This window comes from Cohnella herbarum, assembly GCF_012849095.1.
Classification (GTDB): Bacteria; Bacillota; Bacilli; order Paenibacillales; family Paenibacillaceae; genus Cohnella; species Cohnella herbarum.
This window is the reverse complement of record NZ_CP051680.1, coordinates 7,498,914-7,518,270: the sequence shown is the minus strand read 5'-3', so window position 1 is coordinate 7,518,270 and position 19,357 is coordinate 7,498,914. Positions and strand designations below refer to the sequence as shown.

Below are 19,357 nucleotides of genomic sequence, written 5' to 3'. Positions count from 1 at the left end.
TATCGAAACAAATTGTGTCGTGAATTTGGTTATATTCATCATAGACAGCCAAATTCCTTTTAACAAATTGTTCTTTTTTTAACTGAAGCTCTAATAGCGGGCGACAACCATCTTCTTGCGCGTATAAAATTCAACTCCGTCCTTTCCGTTGGCGTGAAGATCTCCATAGAATGATTTCTTATAACCCGAAAAGGGGAAGAAGGCCATGGGAGCCGGCACGCCGACGTTAATGCCAAGCATCCCCGCATCGATCGCTTCCCGAAATTCGCGTACGGCTTTTGCGCTATCGGTAAAAATGCAGGCGCCATTGGCAAATTCGGATTGATTGGCAAGTTCGATCGCTTCCTCCAACGACCCGACTCTTACGACCTGCAGAATAGGAGCGAATATTTCGTCGGTCCATATGTTCATGCCGTATTTTGCATGATCGAATATCGTAGGGCCGATAAAAAAACCGGATTTCCCGAAGGCTTCGTGCTCCCTGCCGTCCAATACGAGAGAGGCTCCCTCTTCGATCCCTTTCTCGATATAATGGACGGCCCTCGCTTTATTGGATTCCCTAATGACGGGGCCCAGAAAAACGCTGTTCTCCAATCCGTTCCCGATCGTAAGCTTCTTGGCCGTATCCGTTAACCGTTCGACCAATTCATCGGCTACTGCTCCAACGGCGACGACTACCGAACAAGCCATACAACGTTCCCCGGCCGATCCGAAAGCCGCATTCGTGATCTCCTTCACCGCTAGAGCCAGATCCGCGTCCGGCAGCACGATGGAGTGGTTTTTGGCTCCGCCTAGCGCCTGTACCCGTTTGCCGTGCGCGGCTGCCGTTTTGTAGACATATTCAGCGACCGGTTGCGAGCCAACGAAGGAGACGGCGGCAATATCGGGATGCTCCAATATTCCGTTCACCACGTCTCGGGAACCATGAACGATATTGAGTACGCCGTCCGGCAATCCCGCTTCCTTGAACAATTCGGCCAACCGAATCGCCAAGAGCGGCGTGCGTTCGGAAGGCTTGAGCACGAACGTATTGCCGCAAGCGATGGCGAGCGGGAACATCCAGCATGGAACCATCATCGGAAAGTTAAAGGGCGTAATCCCCCCTACGACTCCGATCGGGTAACGATACATCGACGATTCGATACCGGTCGCGATGTCGGGGAGAGTCGAGCCCATCATCAGAGTGGGAACGCCAGCGGCGAATTCCACGCATTCGATTCCGCGCAGTACTTCTCCGTGAGCCTCTCCGTAACTCTTGCCGTTCTCGATCGTCACGAGCCGGGCCAATTCGTCCCAGTGCTGAACGAGCAGTTGTTGATACTTAAACAAAATGCGAGCGCGGCGCGGGACTGGAACTTTACTCCACTCTCTATAGGCGACTTTGGCCGCCTGCACCGCTTTGTCGACATCCGCTCCGGTGGACAAAGGTACGCGGGCGATCGTTAGGCCGGTAGCCGGATTCGGAACTTCCTCTTCCAGGCTCGTCTGCGCATCTACCCAAGCGCCGCCGATCCAATTTTGCAATATTTTTTCCACTAAGCGTCTCTCCCTAAACCCAGGATTCGAAATTTATGCAATGCTTCTTGTTTTACCGCTTCCATCGGTTCACTGAACAATCGAATCCGATCGTATTCATCCGGACGAATCTCCATTTCATGCCGAAGCTTCTTGCCGAACGCCATCCTAAGAGCGGTACCGATGTTGACTTTAGCAATTCGCGTGGCTGCCAGTTTGCGCAAGTCTTCATCCGCCACCCCCGTCGAACCGTGCAGCACAAGAGGAGCGGCTACCTTTGCCTCGATGCGCGAGAGCAGATCGTAATCGATCTTAGCCCCCTGGACCTCCATTCGATGCACGGTTCCAATGGACACGGCGACCGCGTCGACGCCCGTTTCTTCCGCGAACCGGAACACTTCCTCCGGATCGGAATACTCGTGTTTCATCTGGATGGACGGATCGCTGTAACCTACGGAACCGATCTCGGCTTCCGTTGATATACCTCTCATGGCCGCAAGCCTTACGATTTCCCTTGTTACTCGAATGTTTTCTTCCAAAGGGAGCTGGGAGCCGTCGAACATGACCGAGGTATAGCCGTATGCCATGGCCATCGCTACATATTCATAAGACTTGCCATGATCGAGATGGACGACGACGGGAACCGTCGCGTCTTCCGCCAATCGGGTCAGAATCGGAGCGATGTAAGGAAAAGGCATATGTTGGACGGCCCCCGGATTTGTCGCCAGGATGACTGGAGCATCCAATTCCTCCGCCGCCCGTATAACGGCGACCGCATCCTCGTAACCGAAAACGTTAAACGCGGGGATGGCGTAATGACCGCCGGACGCATCTTGAATCAACTCCCTTAAGTACACAAGCAATGGAAATATCCCCCTTCAAGTTCCGCTACGGACAAAGCGATCTATTCTGTCGCGGATTTGGTCTAAAGTCGGCATCGCATCCGAGCAGCTGTGGCTTGAAACGACGATCGACGCGGACGCGCTGCCGTACTGCTGGCAACGGTCAAGGCTCCAGCCTTGCATCAAACCGTATATGAACGCTCCCGCGAACGAATCACCGGCCCCGAAAGTTTTCACGACGTTCGCCGGGAACACCGCCCCTTCGACCCTCTCTCCTCCGCGCGAGTATACGATAGAGCCGTCGCCCCCTCGCTTTACCACAACGATACGGGCTTGATGATCGAGCCACTTCCGAGCCGTTTCATCGTCATCCTGTCGTTGCGGACCTTCTGAGGATTCCAGCAAATCGAACTCCTCTCGCCCTCCCAAGACGACGTCGCAGTTTTCCGCGACCATTGTGCAATAAACCGCGATTTCTGCCTTGTTGACCCATGTATAGGGCCGGTAGTCAATATCGAAGATCGTAACGACGCCATGCTTGCGGGCATAAGCCAGAGCGACGAAAACGGCTTCGCGTGAAGGGCTCTTAGCCAGCGCCGTTCCCGAGATCAGCAAAGATCGGGCTTGACGGATGTATTCCTCGCTCACGTCTGCCGGCTCGAGCTTAAGGTCGGCCACGTTGTCCCGATACATGAGAATACTGCAATCGGTCGGGGATTTAATCTCGGTAAAAGCGAGCCCCGTTACGCTGCCGGTATCGTCGACGATCACGTTGTCCACGTTGATGTTCTCCTCATGCAGGTAGCGGGTAATAAATCTTCCGAATTGATCGTTGGACACCCGGCCGATAAATCCCGCACGTGCCCCCAGCCTTGCCAGCGCGATCGTAATATTCGCGGGCGATCCCCCAACGTATTTGGTGAACGTTAACGTCTCCTCCATCGGTCGATGGATTTCGTTCGCGTTCAGATCGATGCACAATCTGCCAAGTCCAACGAAATCAAGGGCTCGCCCCTCTGGAAAACGCAACATGCTCATGTTCTCCCTCCCTGCTCGAACAACCATTCATGCTCGGGATCGTTATGGAATTTCCAAGTTCGAACCGGTCCCGCCATTACGTTCAAATAATAAACCTCGTAACCGGGAGGCGCCGAGACCGGATGATAACCCTTCGGCACGAGTACGGCATCGCCGTCTCTTACGATCAACGCCTCGTCTATCGATCGATCATCGGTATACACTCTTTGAACGGCGAACCCATGACCCGGATTAATTCGATGATAGTAGGTTTCTTCCAGGTACGATTCGTTCGGCAGATCCAATCGATCGTGCTTATGGGGCGGATAGCTGGACCAGTGACCTGCCGGAGTTGCTACTTCCACGACCAGCAACCGTTCGGCGAGCCCTTCCTCAGGCAAAATATTGCGAATCGTGCGTTCCATAGTACCGTGTCCTCGCTTCGTAACCGCTACGTCTTCGGGCGGGATCAAGCGGGCTTCTAGCGTCCCTTCCGCCGGCGACCAACAGCAAACCAGTTCCATGTCGGTCAAAGCCTCTGCTTCGAACCGATCCCCGGCGGGAACGTAAACGGAATACGGGGGTATCCCCTCGAACACGTTCATTCTCCGTCCGATATCCGGGAAATAAGCGTTAGCCGTATTTACGTTGGCCTTTCCCGTCAGAAGTACGAGGCAAGCTTCGCGATGATCGGTCGATCTGCGGAGGATATCCCCTTTACTCAGAACGAACACTTCAAACCCTACGTATTCCCACCCAGCCGACTGGGGGGTGATTTCCAATACTTTCCCCTCGGAATCGGGGATGCCGCTCCGGACTAACAACTCAGCCATCGCTTAGATTTCCTCCTTGTTCTTCGTCCGAGCCGGAATCAAATCGAACTCAAATACCTTAGGCATTTTTCGGCATATTGATTGGGCTCGGCGACCGATGGGTCCTGCTCGGCCTCGATGATCATCCAACCGTCATACCCGATTTCCTGTAGCTTCCCAATAATCGGCTTGAAATCGATTGCTCCGTCGCCCGGAACGGTGAATACCCCCTCGATGACGGATTGCTGGAAAGGGATGTACGACCGCTTTACTCTCTCCAACACGCTCCCGCGTACGTCTTTCAAATGAACGTAAGGAATTCGTCCGGCATATTCGGATAAGAGCGCGAGCGGGTCGGCACCTCCATAGACGGCATGACCGGTATCGAATAACAAATAAACAAGTTCCGGGTCCGACGAACGCATCAGCCTGTCGATTTCTTCAGGCTTCTCCACTACAGTACCGATATGATAGTGATAGACGAGCTTCATGCCACGTTCTTTGCAAATTTCTCCGGCCCGGTTCAATCCTTCGACCATGTGACCCCATTGCCGATCGGTAAGCGGGATTACCTCCGTCTCGCCTTGCGCCCTTCGGGGATCTCCGATGATCGAGCCGCCCAACTCGCAAGTCACGATATGCTTGCAGCCCATCTCGCTTAAGAATTCGGCATGTCTGCGGTACGCATCCATTTCCTGCTCCCGATAATCGGGATCGGAGAAAAGTACGCCTTTCCATTCCGATGTCAGCTGAATGCCTTTGGCGGCTAGCGTTGCTTTAAGCACTTGGGGATCCTTAGGAAATTTACGGCAATTCTCGGTGCCCTTGAAGCCGAGTTTCTCGAAATCATGCAACAATTGCTCGCATGTATAATGATCGCCTAGCTCCAATACGTCCTCGTTTACCCAATTGATCGGAGATATGCCAAGCTTCCACTTCGACGATTCCATCGTTGTTGCTGCCTCCCCCTTCAGAAAGCTTTCGCGGATTTCAACCTCGTTTCCATCCGTTCCCTTGCCTCGTTAACGTTCTCGTTGCCCGATACTTTCGCCGGATCGACCCTCCACCAGGATTCATACCCGCCCGTATTCGTCCCGGGTAACACCTTAATATCGATCAGAACGGACACGGCCTCTTGTTTCGCCAGTTTAAGAGCTTCTTTCAATTGTTCCAACGAGCGGACCGTGAAGGTTACCGCCCCCATGCTTCTAGCCTGAGCAGCAAAGTCGATCGGCAAGTATTCTCCGCTCAACCCCCCGCAGGCTTCAAGCGCTTGCGAAATTCATTGCCGAATCCATCGCTGCCATTCTCCCTCTGCAAATTGTGGATACACTGATACCCATTGTTATCGAATAAAAGGATATTAATTTTGTAACCTTCTTGGAGACTGGTCAGCAGTTCCGAATGGAGCATCAGATAACTGCCGTCACCTACTAAGGCGTATACCTCGCGAGCAGGTTCCGCAAGCTTGGCTCCGAATGCTCCGGCAACTTCGTACCCCATGCAAGAGAATCCGTATTCCATGTGATACGTCTTCGGTTGCCGGCTTCGCCATAGACGATGCAAGTCCCCAGGTAAGCTTCCTGCCGCGCACACGATGACGGCTTCGTCGCCAATAGTCTGATTGATCTCGCCTAATACCCGCGTCTGGGCCAATCCTTCGTCCAACTCGATCCCATATAGCCGATCAACCTCTGCTTGCCACACCGCTTTCCTTGAAGCCAGCTCATCCAACGAATGGGCCGACTCGTATTTCCTCGAATCAAGCTCGGCGAGTAATTCGCTCAGAGCGACCTTAACGTCCGCTACCAATATTTGCGCATTCATCTTAGAAGCATCGTCCATGCTTACGTTAATGCCTAGATACTCCGCATTCGGATGTTGGAACGCCGTCTTCGAAGCCGTCGTAAAATCCGATAGCCTCGTACCGGCGCAGATGATCAAATCCGCTTCTCTAGCCAGAAGGTTAGCCGCAAGGGATCCGGTTGCCCCGATCGCCCCCAAGTTCAGCGGATGATCCCATTTCAACGCGCTTTTACCGGCTTGAGTCTCGGACACCGGAATGCCGAAAGCTTCGGCGAACTTCGCCAATTCCCGGGTAGCCGAGGAGTACAGCACGCCCCCGCCCGCAATGATGAGCGGTTTCTTCTTCCGCATGATCAACTCTGCCGCCCTTTGGATGGAAGTCCGCGACGGGGTCCGTCGCTCGATCGCATGCACACGTTTTCGAAAAAAATCCGCCGGATACTCGTAAGCTTCGCTTTGGACGTCTTGCGGCAGAGCCAGCGTCACGGCCCCCGTTCGTTCGGGATCGGTTAATATCCGCATTGCATTAAGCGCCGCGACCATCAGTTGTTCCGGTCTTTGAATGCGATCCCAGTACTTGCTTACCGGCTTGAACGCGTCCGTCGCGGATACCGAGTAATCGGCAGGTTGTTCGATCTGTTGCAATACCGGGTCCGGTTGACGGCAAGCAAAGTTGTCTCCCGGAAGCAATAGCAGCGGAATTCGGTTAACGGTTGCCGTTGCCGCCGCCGTAACCATATTCAGGGCTCCCGGCCCGATGGATGACGTGCAAGCGAATATTTCCATGCGGTTTTTCTGTTTGGCGAAGGCGATAGCCGCATTAGCCATTCCCTGCTCGTTCTTGCCTTGAACGAAGATCAAGTTGCCGTGTTGCCTCTCCAAGGCTTCTCCAAGACCGGTGACGTTACCATGACCGAAGATTCCCATGATTCCGCGAATAAACTTTTGTTCGACTCCATCCATTTCCACATATTGCTGATCCAAAAACCTTATTAAGGCTTGAGCCATAGTCATCCGTATCGTTTTAACCATCTTAGACCTCCTAGGGAAAGCGCTTAATCAAACGGACGGCAAAAGCTTACGAATATCCTCGATCAACACAGGAGCATTATCGATCAAAGATTTCTTCGCCGCCGCCGCGATCACTTCGGCCATGTAAGCATCGTACCCGTCTACAGGTACCGGTTTGTCGTTCAATACGCAATCAATGAACGTATCTACCTCTCGCACGTAGGATTGCTGGTATCTCTCCAAGAAAAAGTGCTTCGGCTTCTCTCTGAACACCCCCTTAGCCGTGCTCCATTCCGCCGTGCTCTCCGTATCGTTATACGTATTGGCCGTTCCGGCCGATCCGAACACTTCGACGCGCTGATCGTATCCATAGGCGGCCAAGCGACTGTTTTCGATGATGCCGAGCGTTCCGTCTTTAAACTTCAATGTCGTAACCGCCGTGTCGATGTCGCCCAATTCTCCGATCTTCGGGTCTACGAGTACGGCCCCCTTGACGAAAACCTCTTCCACTTCGCTTCCCGACAAAAACCGGGCCATATCGAAATCGTGAATCGCCATATCGAACAAAAGTCCGCCAGACACCTTAATGTAATCGTAAGACGGCGGAGAGGGATCCCGGGAAATCAACTTGACGATATGCGGTTTCCCGATTGCCCCTTCCTCGATAAGTCGACGGACTTTCATGAAATTGTGATCGAAGCGCCGGTTAAAGCCGACTTGCATCTTAATTCCGCTCCTCTTGACGATCTCCAACGCTTGCTCGGTCTTTCGAAGATCGAAGCTAATCGGTTTTTCGCAGAAAATGTGTTTTCCGGCCTTTGCCGCTTCTATAATGAAGTCGACATGCGTATCCGTCGAAGAACAAATGAATATTGCATCGATCTGCGGGTCTTGGAGCAATTGCCCGCTATCCGTCGTAATGGTCGAGATGTTTACGCTTTTGGACCATTCGCGAATCGCTTCCGGTTGAATATCGGAAACCGCTTTCAATTTCACCTGACTGTGACGCAGCAAGTTGTCGGCGTGCTGCATTCCGATTCTTCCGGCGCCGATAATTCCGATGTTCAAAGTTTTCAAGCCCATAAACTCCTTCCCTATCCTAAGTGACCGTCACCCTCACTTTTGGGTAACCGCTTAACTTAATTTGATTATAGCAACACACTTTAGGTTTGAAAAGCATAATTTTATAAATTTTGCTAATTCACTTAATGATTGGGCTCAAAATCCTTTAAGATTCTAGGGTTTTCACCTCTAATAAAACCTTCGTCAGCAGCTTTGTATTTTCGGAAAACATATGTTTCACCCCTATTTCATAGGACAAATCCCGAAATTAAGTCGCATGGAAGTTATTGACAGAGCCGATCAAGGTGATGTAAACTAAATTTGCTAATGAAAGCGCTTCATCCTTTTCGAAATAAAAACGGTAATCCGCAGCAACGTGCTCCTAGTCCTTTTTAGGAGTAATATTAACCACTTTTGGTTAAGCGCTTACCTTTAGTCTGTGTAAATGGGAGGTGATAAGCTAATCGGTTTGCCTCTGAATGCGCGTCCCTCATAGGGATAGAAAACCCGCGACAATATTCCACTGATTATTAGGAGGATTTCGAGATGAAGATGTTCAGAAAAGTAATCACTATCGGATTCGCTTTGACCCTATTGCTGCAAGTTTCCGCTTTCGTGAGCGCCGCCGAAGAAGAAGAGGAAATCGAATACGATCCGCTTCGGGAAGTATATCTCGATCCGCTTCATGCCGCCGTCGTGTATGACGGAAAAACAAAATCGATACTGTTCAAACTAAGAAACGGTACGGAAGGTAAGGTTACGATCGGAAGCGACAAATGGACCGTAGGAAAAGTATCGGGGAAATTCGATGCTCCGGTCAAATCCAAGGACGGGGTGACTTACATACCCGAAGCCGACGATTTCGAGAAACTGGTCAAGGTTGAAACGGCGAACGGCAACAGTCTCGAGACATCCGTCCAACCGCCGGCAAATTACTTTACGGTTAAAGCCGATGCGGAAACGGATGCCGTAGCGGACGGAGATGATGCCGCGGACGATCCCGCTATCTGGGTACACCCAACCGACCCGAACATGAGTACCTTGATCGCAACAAACAAAGACGGCGGGGTACTGGTATACAACTTGAACGGAAAGCAGCTCTACTCTTACGATGTAGGCGAAGTCAACAACATCGATATTCGTTACGGCTTTCCGCTAAACGGCAAGAAGGTGGACATCGTCGCCACGTCGAACCGTTCCGACAACACCATTGAGGTATTCGTGGTCGATCCCGTTAGCGGAGAATTAATAGGCGTAAACGGAGCGGTCATGCACTCCAAAATGGCGGAGGTATACGGCTTTACAATGTATCATAGCTTGGTAACCGATAAATTCTACGGTATCATCGTCGGGCACGAGGGAGAATTCGAGCAATGGGAATTTTTCGATAACGGAAAAGGAAAAATTAACGGTAAAATCGTTCGTTCCTTCCGATTAGGGAGCATTACCGAAGGCGTTGTCGCGGACGATGAATACGGATACATGTACATCGGCGAAGAAAACGTAGCTATCTGGAAATTCAATGCAGAGCCTAACGGCGGACTACTGCCGATCGGTAGGGTAGATTCCGTGGATGGCATTCGCTTAACCAACGACGTCGAAGGATTAACGATATATTACGGCAAAGACGGAGGAGGATATTTGCTTGCCTCCAGTCAAGGCAGCGACCGTTACGTCATCTATGACCGAGAGGAAGGCAACGAGTATATTACGTCCTTCGGCGTCGTTGACGGAGCCGTCGACGGCTCGTCCGAAACGGACGGAATCGACGTGATTTCATTCGGACTAGGAGATAACTATCCTAACGGAATCTTCCTGACTCAAGACGACCGAAATATCACGAACGGAGAGAAATTCAATCAGAATTTCAAAATCGTATCTTGGGATAAAATCGCGAAAGGCTCTCCGACCCCTCTCTTGATCGAGAATCAAGATCCTAGGAAGCTTAAGTTAAGACGATAATCAAATACATTTCTATAGAGGCTGCCTCAAAATCCGGCAGCCTCTTTCTTATTAAGAGCCAGCTTATTTAAGTAACGCGCGCGAATCTGAACGAACGAGAACACGGCAAGGAACAATACCATAAAACCGGCCGCGTATCGGTACATAATCGCATAATCGGACACGGCGGAGATCGCTCCAAGGATGAAGGCTCCCACGGCCACTCCCAGATCGGTTGAGTTATAGAACATGCTGTTCGCCATTCCGTATTGAGATTGCATCGAAGAGTTAAGCATCCAAGCTTGCAGCGTCGGTTGAATGGCGCCGAATCCAAGCCCGTATAACAACGCGGATACGATCAGCATGGGCATCGTCGTCGCGAAGGAAAGCACGGTTAAGCTCGCGATCACGCATAATACCGCAGGGATCAGTACGATTGCAGGCCCTCTGCTGTCGAACATTTTACCGGATATCGGCCTAATGATAATAATCGTAATCGCATTGAAGAGAAAGAACAAACCGACCTGCTCAAGATGAACGGACTTCCCGAACAAAACGATAAAGCTGAGCAATCCGCCGTAAGTCACCGCCAGCAACACATTCAGAAACGCAGGGAACAATAATTTTTTATTAAAAGGCGGTTTGTTCGGAGATCCTAAATTCGAGGCTGCAGAGTTCGAAGCACGAGTCTTGCGCGGATCTGGAGGAAGCGCACGCGACAGGAGCAGAATCGGAAACGCAATCAAAAGCGTTAGCGTTCCAGTCGCAGCCAACATGTCGAATCCCGATGTCTTCATTACCTGAAGACCGACCAACGGACCGATCGACATCGCAAGGCTAGTGGACAATCCGAAATAACCGATGCCCTCGCCCATCCTTCTGCCCGGAATGATCTGGGATACCAATGTCGGAATGATCGTACTGGCCATCCCGAATCCGATTCCATAGCCAACGCGCATTAGGAGCAAGGATCCCATCGAATTTGCCAGCATATATAGCCCTGTAATGATCGCGGCGATACCTAAACCTATATATAAGAGCGTATTGCGATGAACTTTTCTCATCAACATCGCGGTTAAGAATCGGGTAGCGATCGCGGTTAAGGCGAAAATGCTCGTGACGAGGCTTACCATCATGTCGCCAACGTGGAATTCATCCTTCACAAAAGCCGGGAAGGCGGAAAGCAGCATCTGCAAATTCAAAAATAACAATAAAGAACTTATGGTTAACGCGAGAAAAGATTTCGTCCATAATCTAGGCTGCAGCTCTTGTTGCGACACGTTTATCTCCTACTCTCTTTCCGTAATTTCGTTTACGCGGCCGCTGACGGTAATCAATAACTTCATCAGCGTTTCGTACTCCTCCTCCGAAAGACATTTCCTGACTTCCGAGTTCACCCGCTTCTCTATCGGCAACGTTTCCTGAATCAGACTCTTTCCCTTGCTCGTAATATAGACTCTGAACGAGCGACGATCATTCTCTCCGATCTGCTTGTAGACAAGTCCCTTCTGCTCCAAGTGGTCGAGTATTCTTGTCGTCGTCGGCCTGTCTTTGCCGGATCGTTCAGCGATATCCTTCTGAATTAGGCCATCCGCCTGTTCAACTTGATAGAGAACCGACCATTGCTCCGGAGTAATGTCGTATTCTTTCAACCCGCTTTGGAACAAAGCGGATAACTTACGGTACGTGTTGCCCATTAAGAATCCTAGGGAACGATTCAAATCGTATGGATGCACCGACATACTCTACATTCCTCCTTCAATCTTGCTCTTGCTTCCATTTGCAATTTACCATGATATTAATTATTAGTTGTTATAACAACTATATTCGAAACAACTAATTTTGTAAAGATGCCGCGTAACAAAAAAGCCACCGCGCAAGTATCGCGAATGGCTTGGAGCGTTTGGAAATTTCAAATCTTGAACCGTACGAATCGACTAGGCTTTCGGTAAGTAAAAGGGTTTATACGACTCTTCCTTACTGTAAGTTTTCGAATTCGGGAGCCCTTCTTCGATGACTGTGCGTTCCGTTCTCACGACCCAGCCTTTGCGATAAGGGCGATTATCTTCGGAAAGATCGCCGCCGTCGACAACCGCTTCCGGATGGAGCTCCTGAAGAACCTCGGATATAACCGAGACGGTGTACGGTAACGGTTTAGAAGATACGAACCTGCAATGGAGCATCAGATCTTCCCTGGATAACCCGATCTCGATCCGGATATCCGCCCCGTGCGTGTTCTTGAACTTCAGATCTTTCCTCCCGTACAAATAAGTCGCGTCCAACCCAAGCCCTATAAACCGTTCCTCGCCCCACAGATCGGTGCTGTGATTGTGCTTCTCGAGAATCGCCAGATTCGCCCGCAAAGCCGCATTGAAGAGCAAAGTGCTAATCAAGCAAGCTCCCCCGCCCGCGACGTATTCGATCCGGCCCCGCACGAACATCGGACCTTTGCGGAACCCCTGCTCTTCCGTCGTTCCCCCGAAATATCTCCTTAGCGAGAAGACTTCCCCGGATCTTACGATGACATGGTTTACGAGTTCGCAGCCAAGTCCCATATTATGAAATCGGCTATGGTTAACCTCTTGCAAATCTTCGCGCCATTTCATTTGAATAATGATCTCCGACAGCGTGCAGTCGCTGTCCGTATTTAGCGCTTCCGCTTTGCGTAACTTCGAGAACCGGAAATACCACCCTCTCAGCACGCTGTGCGCATCGTCCAGGAGCAATCTTGTTCCAAGATATTTAATCAATGGTTTTGTACGGACTTCGGACATGAAAGGGGAAAACCTCCTTAAGAAAATGACAGCCTCGCCGTTATCGGATGAAAAAAGCAGCCAAGCGATCGATCCCTTCCTTATACTTGCTCGACGAGAAGGACAGTCTTAGCGATTCGGGCATTCCGAAATCCGAGCCCGGAACCGTCGCTACCCCCGTAGATTCGATAATACGGGTAGCCAGTTCTAAACTCGTTTCCATACCATGACGATTCATATAGACGGAGCAATCCATCGTGATGTAGAAACTTCCATGCGAGCGGTTAACTTTCACGTCCGGTACGGACTTGAACCGTTCGACCGTGTAATCGCGACGATCTCGATACAAGTCGGCAAGCTGCCCCACTTCGTCAGGAAGATCAAGGGCGGCAATCGCGCCATGCTGCACGACGGGATCTACCGTCAACATCGTATGGTGTTGGACGACCGTCATCGGCTCGATCAGCGGCTCGGGTACGATACAGTAGCCAACGCGACGAGCATACATGCGATACCCCTTAGAGAACGCATTCGTCGTAATGAAGTCGGATCGGGCGCCCCTGAGCTGCACGGAAGAAAACGATTCGGAATCGAAGCTCATATTGCCATAGATTTCATCGTGAACGATGACGGCTTGTCCATTCACGATGGCATCCATTTCCAACATCTCGTCTCGAGAAACGATATTGCCGAGAGGATTTCCGGGGGAATTGATAACGACTACCCGCGTACGCGGCGTAACGTTTTCCCGAAAGGACTGCATGTCCACCGCCATCGTATCCGGATCGATTCGGTAGTATCGAATTTTTACTCCTGCCAACAAGGCCGAAAAACGATAAAGCGAATAGTAGGGAGAGGGAAGCAGAACCTCGTCCTCTTCTTTAAGCAATAATTGAAATAAATTACGAAAAATAGAACTTGTCCCTGCCCCGATGATAAAGCGCCGCGCTGGAATATCGACATCATATCGCTTGCGATAATACTCGGATAGCTTGTCTTTAAGCTCCGGCAGACCCGCCGGAAACACTTGCGAGCTTAGTCCGAAATCCTCAAGAGCTTCCTTCATGGCTGCAACAATTCGCGGATGAAGCGGCAACTCCGACTTACCAAGCGTCATCCGAATGACATCCTTGCCATCCCGTTCCAGATCATGGGCAATCTGATCGAGCACGAACATTAAGAAGCGCTGTTCGTAGAAATCGATATCCGTCCTCAGCTGCAAGCTTTAATCCCCCAGTTAAATGAGAATATTTTAATAATCCATCATTGTATTCGACGTTGCTCATTTACCAAAAGTTACAAACCATCGGCGCAAAAATAAAAAAGCAGCCCCGGTTTGTGAAATAACCGGAACTGCAACGATGACTAGTGTACAATTGTCTCTCCTTGACGCGGATCCAATCCCTCTTCCCATTGCACCCGAATCGATTTCCCGGCGAACAAATCCGCGTTATCGGATACCTGATAATGAAGATGGGGCTCGCTGGAGTTGCCCGAGTTGCCGCATAATCCGACCGGATCTCCCTTGGCTACTTTATCCCCGACCGCCACCTTGGCGGAGCCTTCCTGAAGATGCGCCAGGAAACTGAATTCCCCGTTGCCGTGATCGATGACGACCACGTTGCCCGCCGGAGCCTCTTCGTTCATAACGCCCACCGGCACATTGTCCTTGATATCGTTCACGACGCGGACGATCGTCCCTTCCCGCGGTGCAAGAACCGGTTGACCGAACGCATAATAGCTTTCGTTCTTCGAGGCATCGCCCTTATAAGAGGAGCCCTCTTTTACCTGTATGATATCGTATGCGTAACGTTGCATTTCGAATTCGTAGTGATAGTTCGAGAGAACGTCCCGGCCTCCCCAGAATACGTACCATTCCCCGGTGAAAGGCACTCCGTATGCGAGTTTCGTTAAGGAATTATCCGACTCCGGGAAGCTTTCCAACGGAATAAATCGCATTCCCGTTATCCGGTTTTCCTCATCCATCGTGTATACGACTCCTATTTTGCCGTCTTGCGATACTAGCGTGTATTGATTGTTCCCGTTCACTACCAATTGCGAATTGGGATTCCACGCCTTAACGCCTTCATGGACGCTTTCTATGACTTCTACAAGCTGCTCCCGGGTAATTTGCTTTTGAAACTCGGCGCTCAACTGTTCGTAAATTTCCTTATATTTTCCGTCGATTAACGCCTGACCGATTTGTTCGGGTTTGATTTTCACGTTTGCGCTTCCCTCCGATTCCGTTGCGGTTGCCTCGGTTGTCTCGGTTGCCCCAGCGGAAGCCGTCGACTTGGCGGTTGCCGTAGACGATGGTTGCTCGCTACCCTTTCCGCCTCCCCCGCATCCGGTAAGCAGAACAGCGCACGTCGTCAACAAGATCAAAGTTTTTCTCATTTCCCCACTCCGTTTCTCTACTTATCTCTCCTCATTATGAAGGATCAGTCTTACTTCATAAGAAACGGAGTCTTACGTTAGCCTTAATTCAATTAAGCAACAATTAAGGTTCCGTTAAGACTGGTCGCGTCCAGCTAAGGCCGTGGCATGATAAAATAGAAAATAGCGATTGAAGCAGAGGAGAGAACAGAGTGAACGATGCCGCCATTCTTCTCGTAGACGACGAACAAGCGATACTTCAGCTTCTGGAGACGGTTCTTCGCAAAGAAGGATTCCTAACGATAGATAAAGTCAAATCCGCCGAAGAGGCGTTAGCCGCATGCGAGAGAAAGGGTTACGACGTTATCGTCCTTGACGTTACGCTGCCGAATATGAGCGGCATCGAGGCCTGTCCTTTCATCCGCCGGCTGACGGAAGCTCCGATTCTCTTCCTAAGCGCGAGGACGACGGACTTCGATAAGCTGACCGGCTTTGCGGTCGGAGGCGACGATTATGTAACGAAGCCGTTTAATCCGCTCGAGATCGTCGCCAGAATCAAGTCCTTGTTGCGCCGTTCCGGCAAAGCCGCTCCGGTCGCGGCGGCTCCGGCCACCGGAATTATCGATTTCGGCCGATTCCAGGTTCATGAAGCTGCAGCCGAACTGCGCGTTGAGGGCAAAGACGTCCCTTGCCCTTCGCTTGTCTTTCAGCTTTTGCTGTTTCTATGCAAAAATCCGAATCGCGTATTCACCAAAAGCGAGCTATACGAGAGGGTCTGGGGGGAAAACAGCTTAAGCGACGACAACACCATCATGGTGCATATCCACAGAATCCGCGAGCGCATAGAGCCCGACCCGGCTGAACCGGTTTACCTTGTGAACGTTAGAGGGCTAGGATACAAGCTGGTCAAGAAGGAGCCGCCGCATGAACGTTAAAAATCGGATCGCGCTTCGGCTGATTGCTTGGCTCGTGCTCGTCGGCATTGTCCTCTTCGCAATGGCTTGGACTACATTATCTTGGACGATGAATCAATTGACCAAGATCGATGCTTCGCGCCAATTCGACGACGCGGGCTTGCATCGTCTAGTTCAAACGATTCGGGCCGAGGGTGACAACCTTGTCTTCGATGCCGATCTGCTCGATCAACTCCGCGAGACCGGGGGCTGGCTTCAAAGAATCGATGAGCAAGGCCAAGTAACGGATGCCTTCTTCACGCCTGCCGATGTCCCTCTTTCTTACGGACCCGGAGAATTAAATGCTTATTGGCTCGGCAAGAGTCCTTTCCCCTATCGGCTATATTTGTGGATCCAGGAAAAGAACGGCGTTCTCCACACGTTGATCTACGGAGAGACCAACAAGGAAGACAAACTTCTGCAACGATTAGCCGAACAATCCAGCGTGAAAGGCAAAGCGATTAACGTTACCGACGAATTGCGGGTCGGCTTAACAGACAGCGACTCTTGGCTGCAATTACTCAATCAAGCCGGTACCGAGTTGGCCTCGTTTAATAAACCGCAGCTTGCCATATCCGATTTCTCGGTGCAAGATTTAGTGCTTCGATCAAGCTATCCCGACCGATACGGCACGAAAGTCGTCTCTTATTATGACGAGCAGACCGGACTAACGTGGGTGCTAAGCACCCCCTATCCGGCATGGAACCAGGCCAGAAGCCGTTGATCTCCCCCGAGAATCGCGTACTATTCATCGGCATCGGACTCCTGCTTCTGGCGGCTATGCTCGTATTCGTCTTTGTTTCCTATTGGTTCGGACAACGGTTCGGCGCTCCGATCGCGCATGTCCTGAAATGGCTAAGACAGCTTGGAGAAGGGCGTTACGAGGAGCCGGTCGACGCGAGAGGAATTCCCCGCAGCCAAGATCGGCGAGGCAGAAGAAAAAGCAAGTATCGCGTTTACAGCGACGTCATAGATTCTATGGATTCTTTATCGCAATCGCTGCATAGCAACGAAAAGCTCCGGGAAGAAACCGAAAAAATGAGAGACGAGTGGATCGCCGGCGTATCGCACGACTTGAAAACTCCGCTGTCCTCGATCAAAGGTTACGCCCATGTATTAGTCAACGACTCGTACGACTGGTCAGCGGAAGAAATACGTTCGTTCGCTAATATCATTCTGGATAAGTCCTCTTACTTGGACGAGCTAATCAACGATCTAACGCTGACTTACAGACTGAAAAGCCATAACGGGAAACCGCCCTTCGAACAAGTGAGCATGAACGATTACCTGGCCGCAGCGATCCAAGAGGCGGTAAACCATCCGATGTATCCGGAAGAACGAGTCCGCTTCATCCCTTCCGATGCTCCCGTGAATTTACGCATTTATCGGCCTTGGTTCCAAAGAATCGTAGACAACTTGGTAGCTAACGCCTTATTGCATAATGAAGAGGGAACAACTTTAACGATTACGCTCCAAGCCAAGGAGCCTAATTGCGCTACCCTCACCTTCTCGGATGACGGCAAAGGGATGGATGAAGAGACGGCATCGCGGCTATTCGAGAGATATTACCGCGGTACGGACACGGAAACCAGGACGGAGGGGTCCGGACTTGGCATGGCCGTAACCAAAGCGCTCGTCGAAGCGCACGGAGGGACGATCGAGGTCGTCAGCTCCATGAAACGGGGAACATCCATTATGATCAAATGGAATTCGGAGCTCCCCCTATCGACATCGCAAATCACTTAGTCGAAGCCGCGTTTATAGAAAATCCCGATCGATATCTTGGAGCACCACAACGAGACGAAAGCGAATAATGCCCCCCAGAAAATCGCGGGAATAGGCGTGACTTCGCTTAGACTGGCCGCATCTCCCGCGGCGGCGGGGTCTTGCAACGCAAGAGTCAATATAATCAAAGAGCTGATGACGGATTCTACTAGACAGATGAAGGCCACCAGCAAATAATACCCTTTGAGCAAACCCGGCTTCTTAAGCAATAGAATGGCGACGGTGAGCGCAGCGAACCCTCCGCACCAAGCCATGCCGTATCCGTTGCGGACGAACAATGCCAATCCTAAAACCGCGACGAACGCGATTAAGATCAACCCCGCTTTCTCTTTTTTGCGCGAATGCAAGTAAAATAAGAGCACCGTGAATAAAGCGGAGCCGAAGTAGCCGGCCAACGAGATCGGAATCGACATCCAATGATCGGCATAAGCCATATACGTTACGCCGCTTTGATTGGCGTATAGATGGATATAACGTACGTCGCCTGACAAAATCAAAGTAGCGAGCGCATGGAACATTTCATGAATCAACGTATCCACATTCCGAAAAAATTCGGAAAACGGAATCAATCGGGTAAGAAAGGCGGATATCGTCAGAAATATCGCTACCCTTAGCCATGATTTCATATGAAGCTCCTCTTTCCGGGATACACCCTCTTAATTCGACATGATCTGTTAGATTATACCAACCATTCGCCTTGTAAACTAGCATAAAAAGAGAAGACGACTTAAAAGATCATTTCCCTAGCTTCTCCATTAGATTTTCACCAATTAGCCGTCATCTTTTATCCAATTGTTGGGTAAACTATAGAAAATCGGTGTACGAATCGTACGATTTGTACTATAATTGGGGGGTGAAACGGGGTGAGAGTGATGGAGACAATCCAATCAGCCAAAGCGAGAGAAAACTGGGCTAAGACGTTCGATAATGTGTTTTTCAAAGGTCCGGCGTTGATCCAAAAGAACGATCGCGTAAACCTTTTTATGAGTGGCCCGCATATGAACGTATGGCTACGTCAGCAATTCCCTCTAGAATATACGTTTGCCAAAGAAGACGGTGTACACATGGTCAGCCTTACCGGTATCCCTGACATTTTCGGATATGGAGACACGATTACCGAAGCCGGCCATGACTTGGCTGAACACCTGAAGGTTTTAACAGAGGAAATGTATGAAGATTTCGAGCGCTTTGCAACTCAACGCCCGCACGATATCCCCTACCTCTTACAATTGTCGATGATGCAAACGCAGCAATTTGAACAATTGATCGCCGTCACGGCAGATGGCTAAATGGTCGGAGCTCAAGCGTTACCTAGATAGAAACGGATGGTCGAACTATCGAACAACCGATCACTACTTCTATAGCAAGGAAGGACGACGCACAAAGGTATCCCTCTCTAGCGGCGAGATCCCACCGCCAGTCTTCCGCCGTATCCTCAAGGATCAACTGGGAATTACGATTGAAGAGTTCAACAAGGGGAAATA

The 19,357-nt window shown here is 50.7% G+C and carries 17 protein-coding genes and 1 pseudogene; 5 read left to right on the top strand and 13 right to left on the bottom strand.

Going from position 1 to position 19,357, the window contains the following annotated elements; translation table 11 throughout:
* Window positions 1-90: 90 nt before the first annotated feature.
* From HH215_RS31565 to iolG, 7 genes and pseudogenes are all read right to left on the bottom strand, one after another.
* Window positions 91-1,536, bottom strand: coding sequence for a CoA-acylating methylmalonate-semialdehyde dehydrogenase (locus HH215_RS31565; RefSeq protein ID WP_169283514.1), 1,446 nt, complete (start codon window positions 1,534-1,536; stop codon window positions 91-93).
* On the bottom strand, window positions 1,536-2,372 hold the full coding sequence (locus tag HH215_RS31560) for a class II fructose-bisphosphate aldolase (protein ID WP_254450631.1): 837 nt from the start codon (window positions 2,370-2,372) through the stop codon (window positions 1,536-1,538). Before HH215_RS31560 ends, HH215_RS31565 begins: the two co-directional genes overlap by 1 nt.
* Before the next feature lie 21 nt (window positions 2,373-2,393).
* The gene (iolC, locus tag HH215_RS31555) at window positions 2,394-3,395 is read right to left on the bottom strand and encodes a 5-dehydro-2-deoxygluconokinase (protein WP_169283512.1); all 1,002 of its coding nucleotides are present in this window, start codon (window positions 3,393-3,395) and stop codon (window positions 2,394-2,396) included.
* Entirely contained in the window at window positions 3,392-4,207 is an 816-nt protein-coding gene (gene iolB / locus HH215_RS31550) for a 5-deoxy-glucuronate isomerase (protein ID WP_169283511.1), read from the bottom strand. Before iolB ends, iolC begins: the two co-directional genes overlap by 4 nt.
* 38 nt (window positions 4,208-4,245) lie before the next feature.
* On the bottom strand, window positions 4,246-5,136 hold the full coding sequence (iolE, locus tag HH215_RS31545; RefSeq protein ID WP_169283510.1) for a myo-inosose-2 dehydratase: 891 nt from the start codon (window positions 5,134-5,136) through the stop codon (window positions 4,246-4,248).
* A 20-nt stretch (window positions 5,137-5,156) separates the two neighbouring features.
* Window positions 5,157-7,024, bottom strand: a pseudogene (iolD, locus tag HH215_RS31540) (3D-(3,5/4)-trihydroxycyclohexane-1,2-dione acylhydrolase (decyclizing)).
* 27 nt (window positions 7,025-7,051) lie between these two features.
* Entirely contained in the window at window positions 7,052-8,080 is a 1,029-nt protein-coding gene (gene iolG, locus HH215_RS31535) for an inositol 2-dehydrogenase (protein WP_169283509.1), read from the bottom strand.
* A 531-nt stretch (window positions 8,081-8,611) separates the two neighbouring features.
* Between iolG and HH215_RS31530 the strand changes: the two genes are divergently transcribed.
* Window positions 8,612-10,027 carry a phytase gene (locus HH215_RS31530; RefSeq protein WP_169283508.1) on the top strand — a complete coding sequence of 472 codons (1,416 nt, stop codon included), beginning with the start codon at window positions 8,612-8,614 and terminating at the stop codon, window positions 10,025-10,027.
* Between the two features lie 26 nt (window positions 10,028-10,053).
* Here the strand turns inward: HH215_RS31530 and HH215_RS31525 are convergent, their stop codons facing one another.
* The 5 genes from HH215_RS31525 to HH215_RS31505 all read right to left on the bottom strand — a co-directional run bounded on the left by HH215_RS31525 (window position 10,054) and on the right by HH215_RS31505 (window position 15,156).
* A complete protein-coding gene (locus HH215_RS31525; protein WP_254450290.1) occupies window positions 10,054-11,286 on the bottom strand; it encodes an MFS transporter in 1,233 nt (410 codons plus the stop codon).
* Window positions 11,287-11,295: 9 nt separating this feature from the next.
* A complete protein-coding gene (locus HH215_RS31520) occupies window positions 11,296-11,748 on the bottom strand; it encodes a MarR family winged helix-turn-helix transcriptional regulator (RefSeq protein ID WP_169283507.1) in 453 nt (150 codons plus the stop codon).
* 195 nt (window positions 11,749-11,943) lie between these two features.
* On the bottom strand, window positions 11,944-12,780 hold the full coding sequence (locus HH215_RS31515; protein ID WP_169283506.1) for a VanW family protein: 837 nt from the start codon (window positions 12,778-12,780) through the stop codon (window positions 11,944-11,946).
* A 40-nt stretch (window positions 12,781-12,820) separates the two neighbouring features.
* Entirely contained in the window at window positions 12,821-13,981 is a 1,161-nt protein-coding gene (locus HH215_RS31510; protein WP_169283505.1) for a pyridoxal phosphate-dependent aminotransferase, read from the bottom strand.
* Between the two features lie 143 nt (window positions 13,982-14,124).
* Entirely contained in the window at window positions 14,125-15,156 is a 1,032-nt protein-coding gene (locus tag HH215_RS31505; RefSeq protein WP_169283504.1) for a M23 family metallopeptidase, read from the bottom strand.
* A 191-nt stretch (window positions 15,157-15,347) separates the two neighbouring features.
* Between HH215_RS31505 and HH215_RS31500 the strand changes: the two genes are divergently transcribed.
* Genes HH215_RS31500 through HH215_RS36595 form a run of 3 tightly spaced genes read left to right on the top strand, consistent with a single transcriptional unit; the run spans window position 15,348 to window position 17,834 of the window.
* Window positions 15,348-16,070 (top strand): response regulator transcription factor, encoded by a 723-nt coding sequence (locus HH215_RS31500; RefSeq protein WP_169283503.1) that lies wholly within the window; start codon window positions 15,348-15,350, stop codon window positions 16,068-16,070.
* Window positions 16,060-16,812 (top strand): hypothetical protein, encoded by a 753-nt coding sequence (locus tag HH215_RS36600; RefSeq protein WP_254450289.1) that lies wholly within the window; start codon window positions 16,060-16,062, stop codon window positions 16,810-16,812. The genes HH215_RS31500 and HH215_RS36600 overlap by 11 nt, the downstream gene beginning before the upstream one ends.
* Entirely contained in the window at window positions 16,761-17,834 is a 1,074-nt protein-coding gene (locus HH215_RS36595) for a sensor histidine kinase (RefSeq protein WP_254450288.1), read from the top strand. Before HH215_RS36600 ends, HH215_RS36595 begins: the two co-directional genes overlap by 52 nt.
* Here the strand turns inward: HH215_RS36595 and HH215_RS31490 are convergent.
* Window positions 17,831-18,499, bottom strand: coding sequence for a M50 family metallopeptidase (locus HH215_RS31490; protein WP_169283502.1), 669 nt, complete (start codon window positions 18,497-18,499; stop codon window positions 17,831-17,833). The genes HH215_RS36595 and HH215_RS31490 overlap by 4 nt on opposite strands.
* Before the next feature lie 246 nt (window positions 18,500-18,745).
* Here HH215_RS31490 and HH215_RS31485 point away from each other — a divergent pair, with 246 nt between their 5' ends.
* The gene (locus HH215_RS31485) at window positions 18,746-19,162 is read left to right on the top strand and encodes a RelB antitoxin-like protein (protein WP_254450630.1); all 417 of its coding nucleotides are present in this window, start codon (window positions 18,746-18,748) and stop codon (window positions 19,160-19,162) included.
* Window positions 19,163-19,357 lie beyond the last annotated feature (195 nt).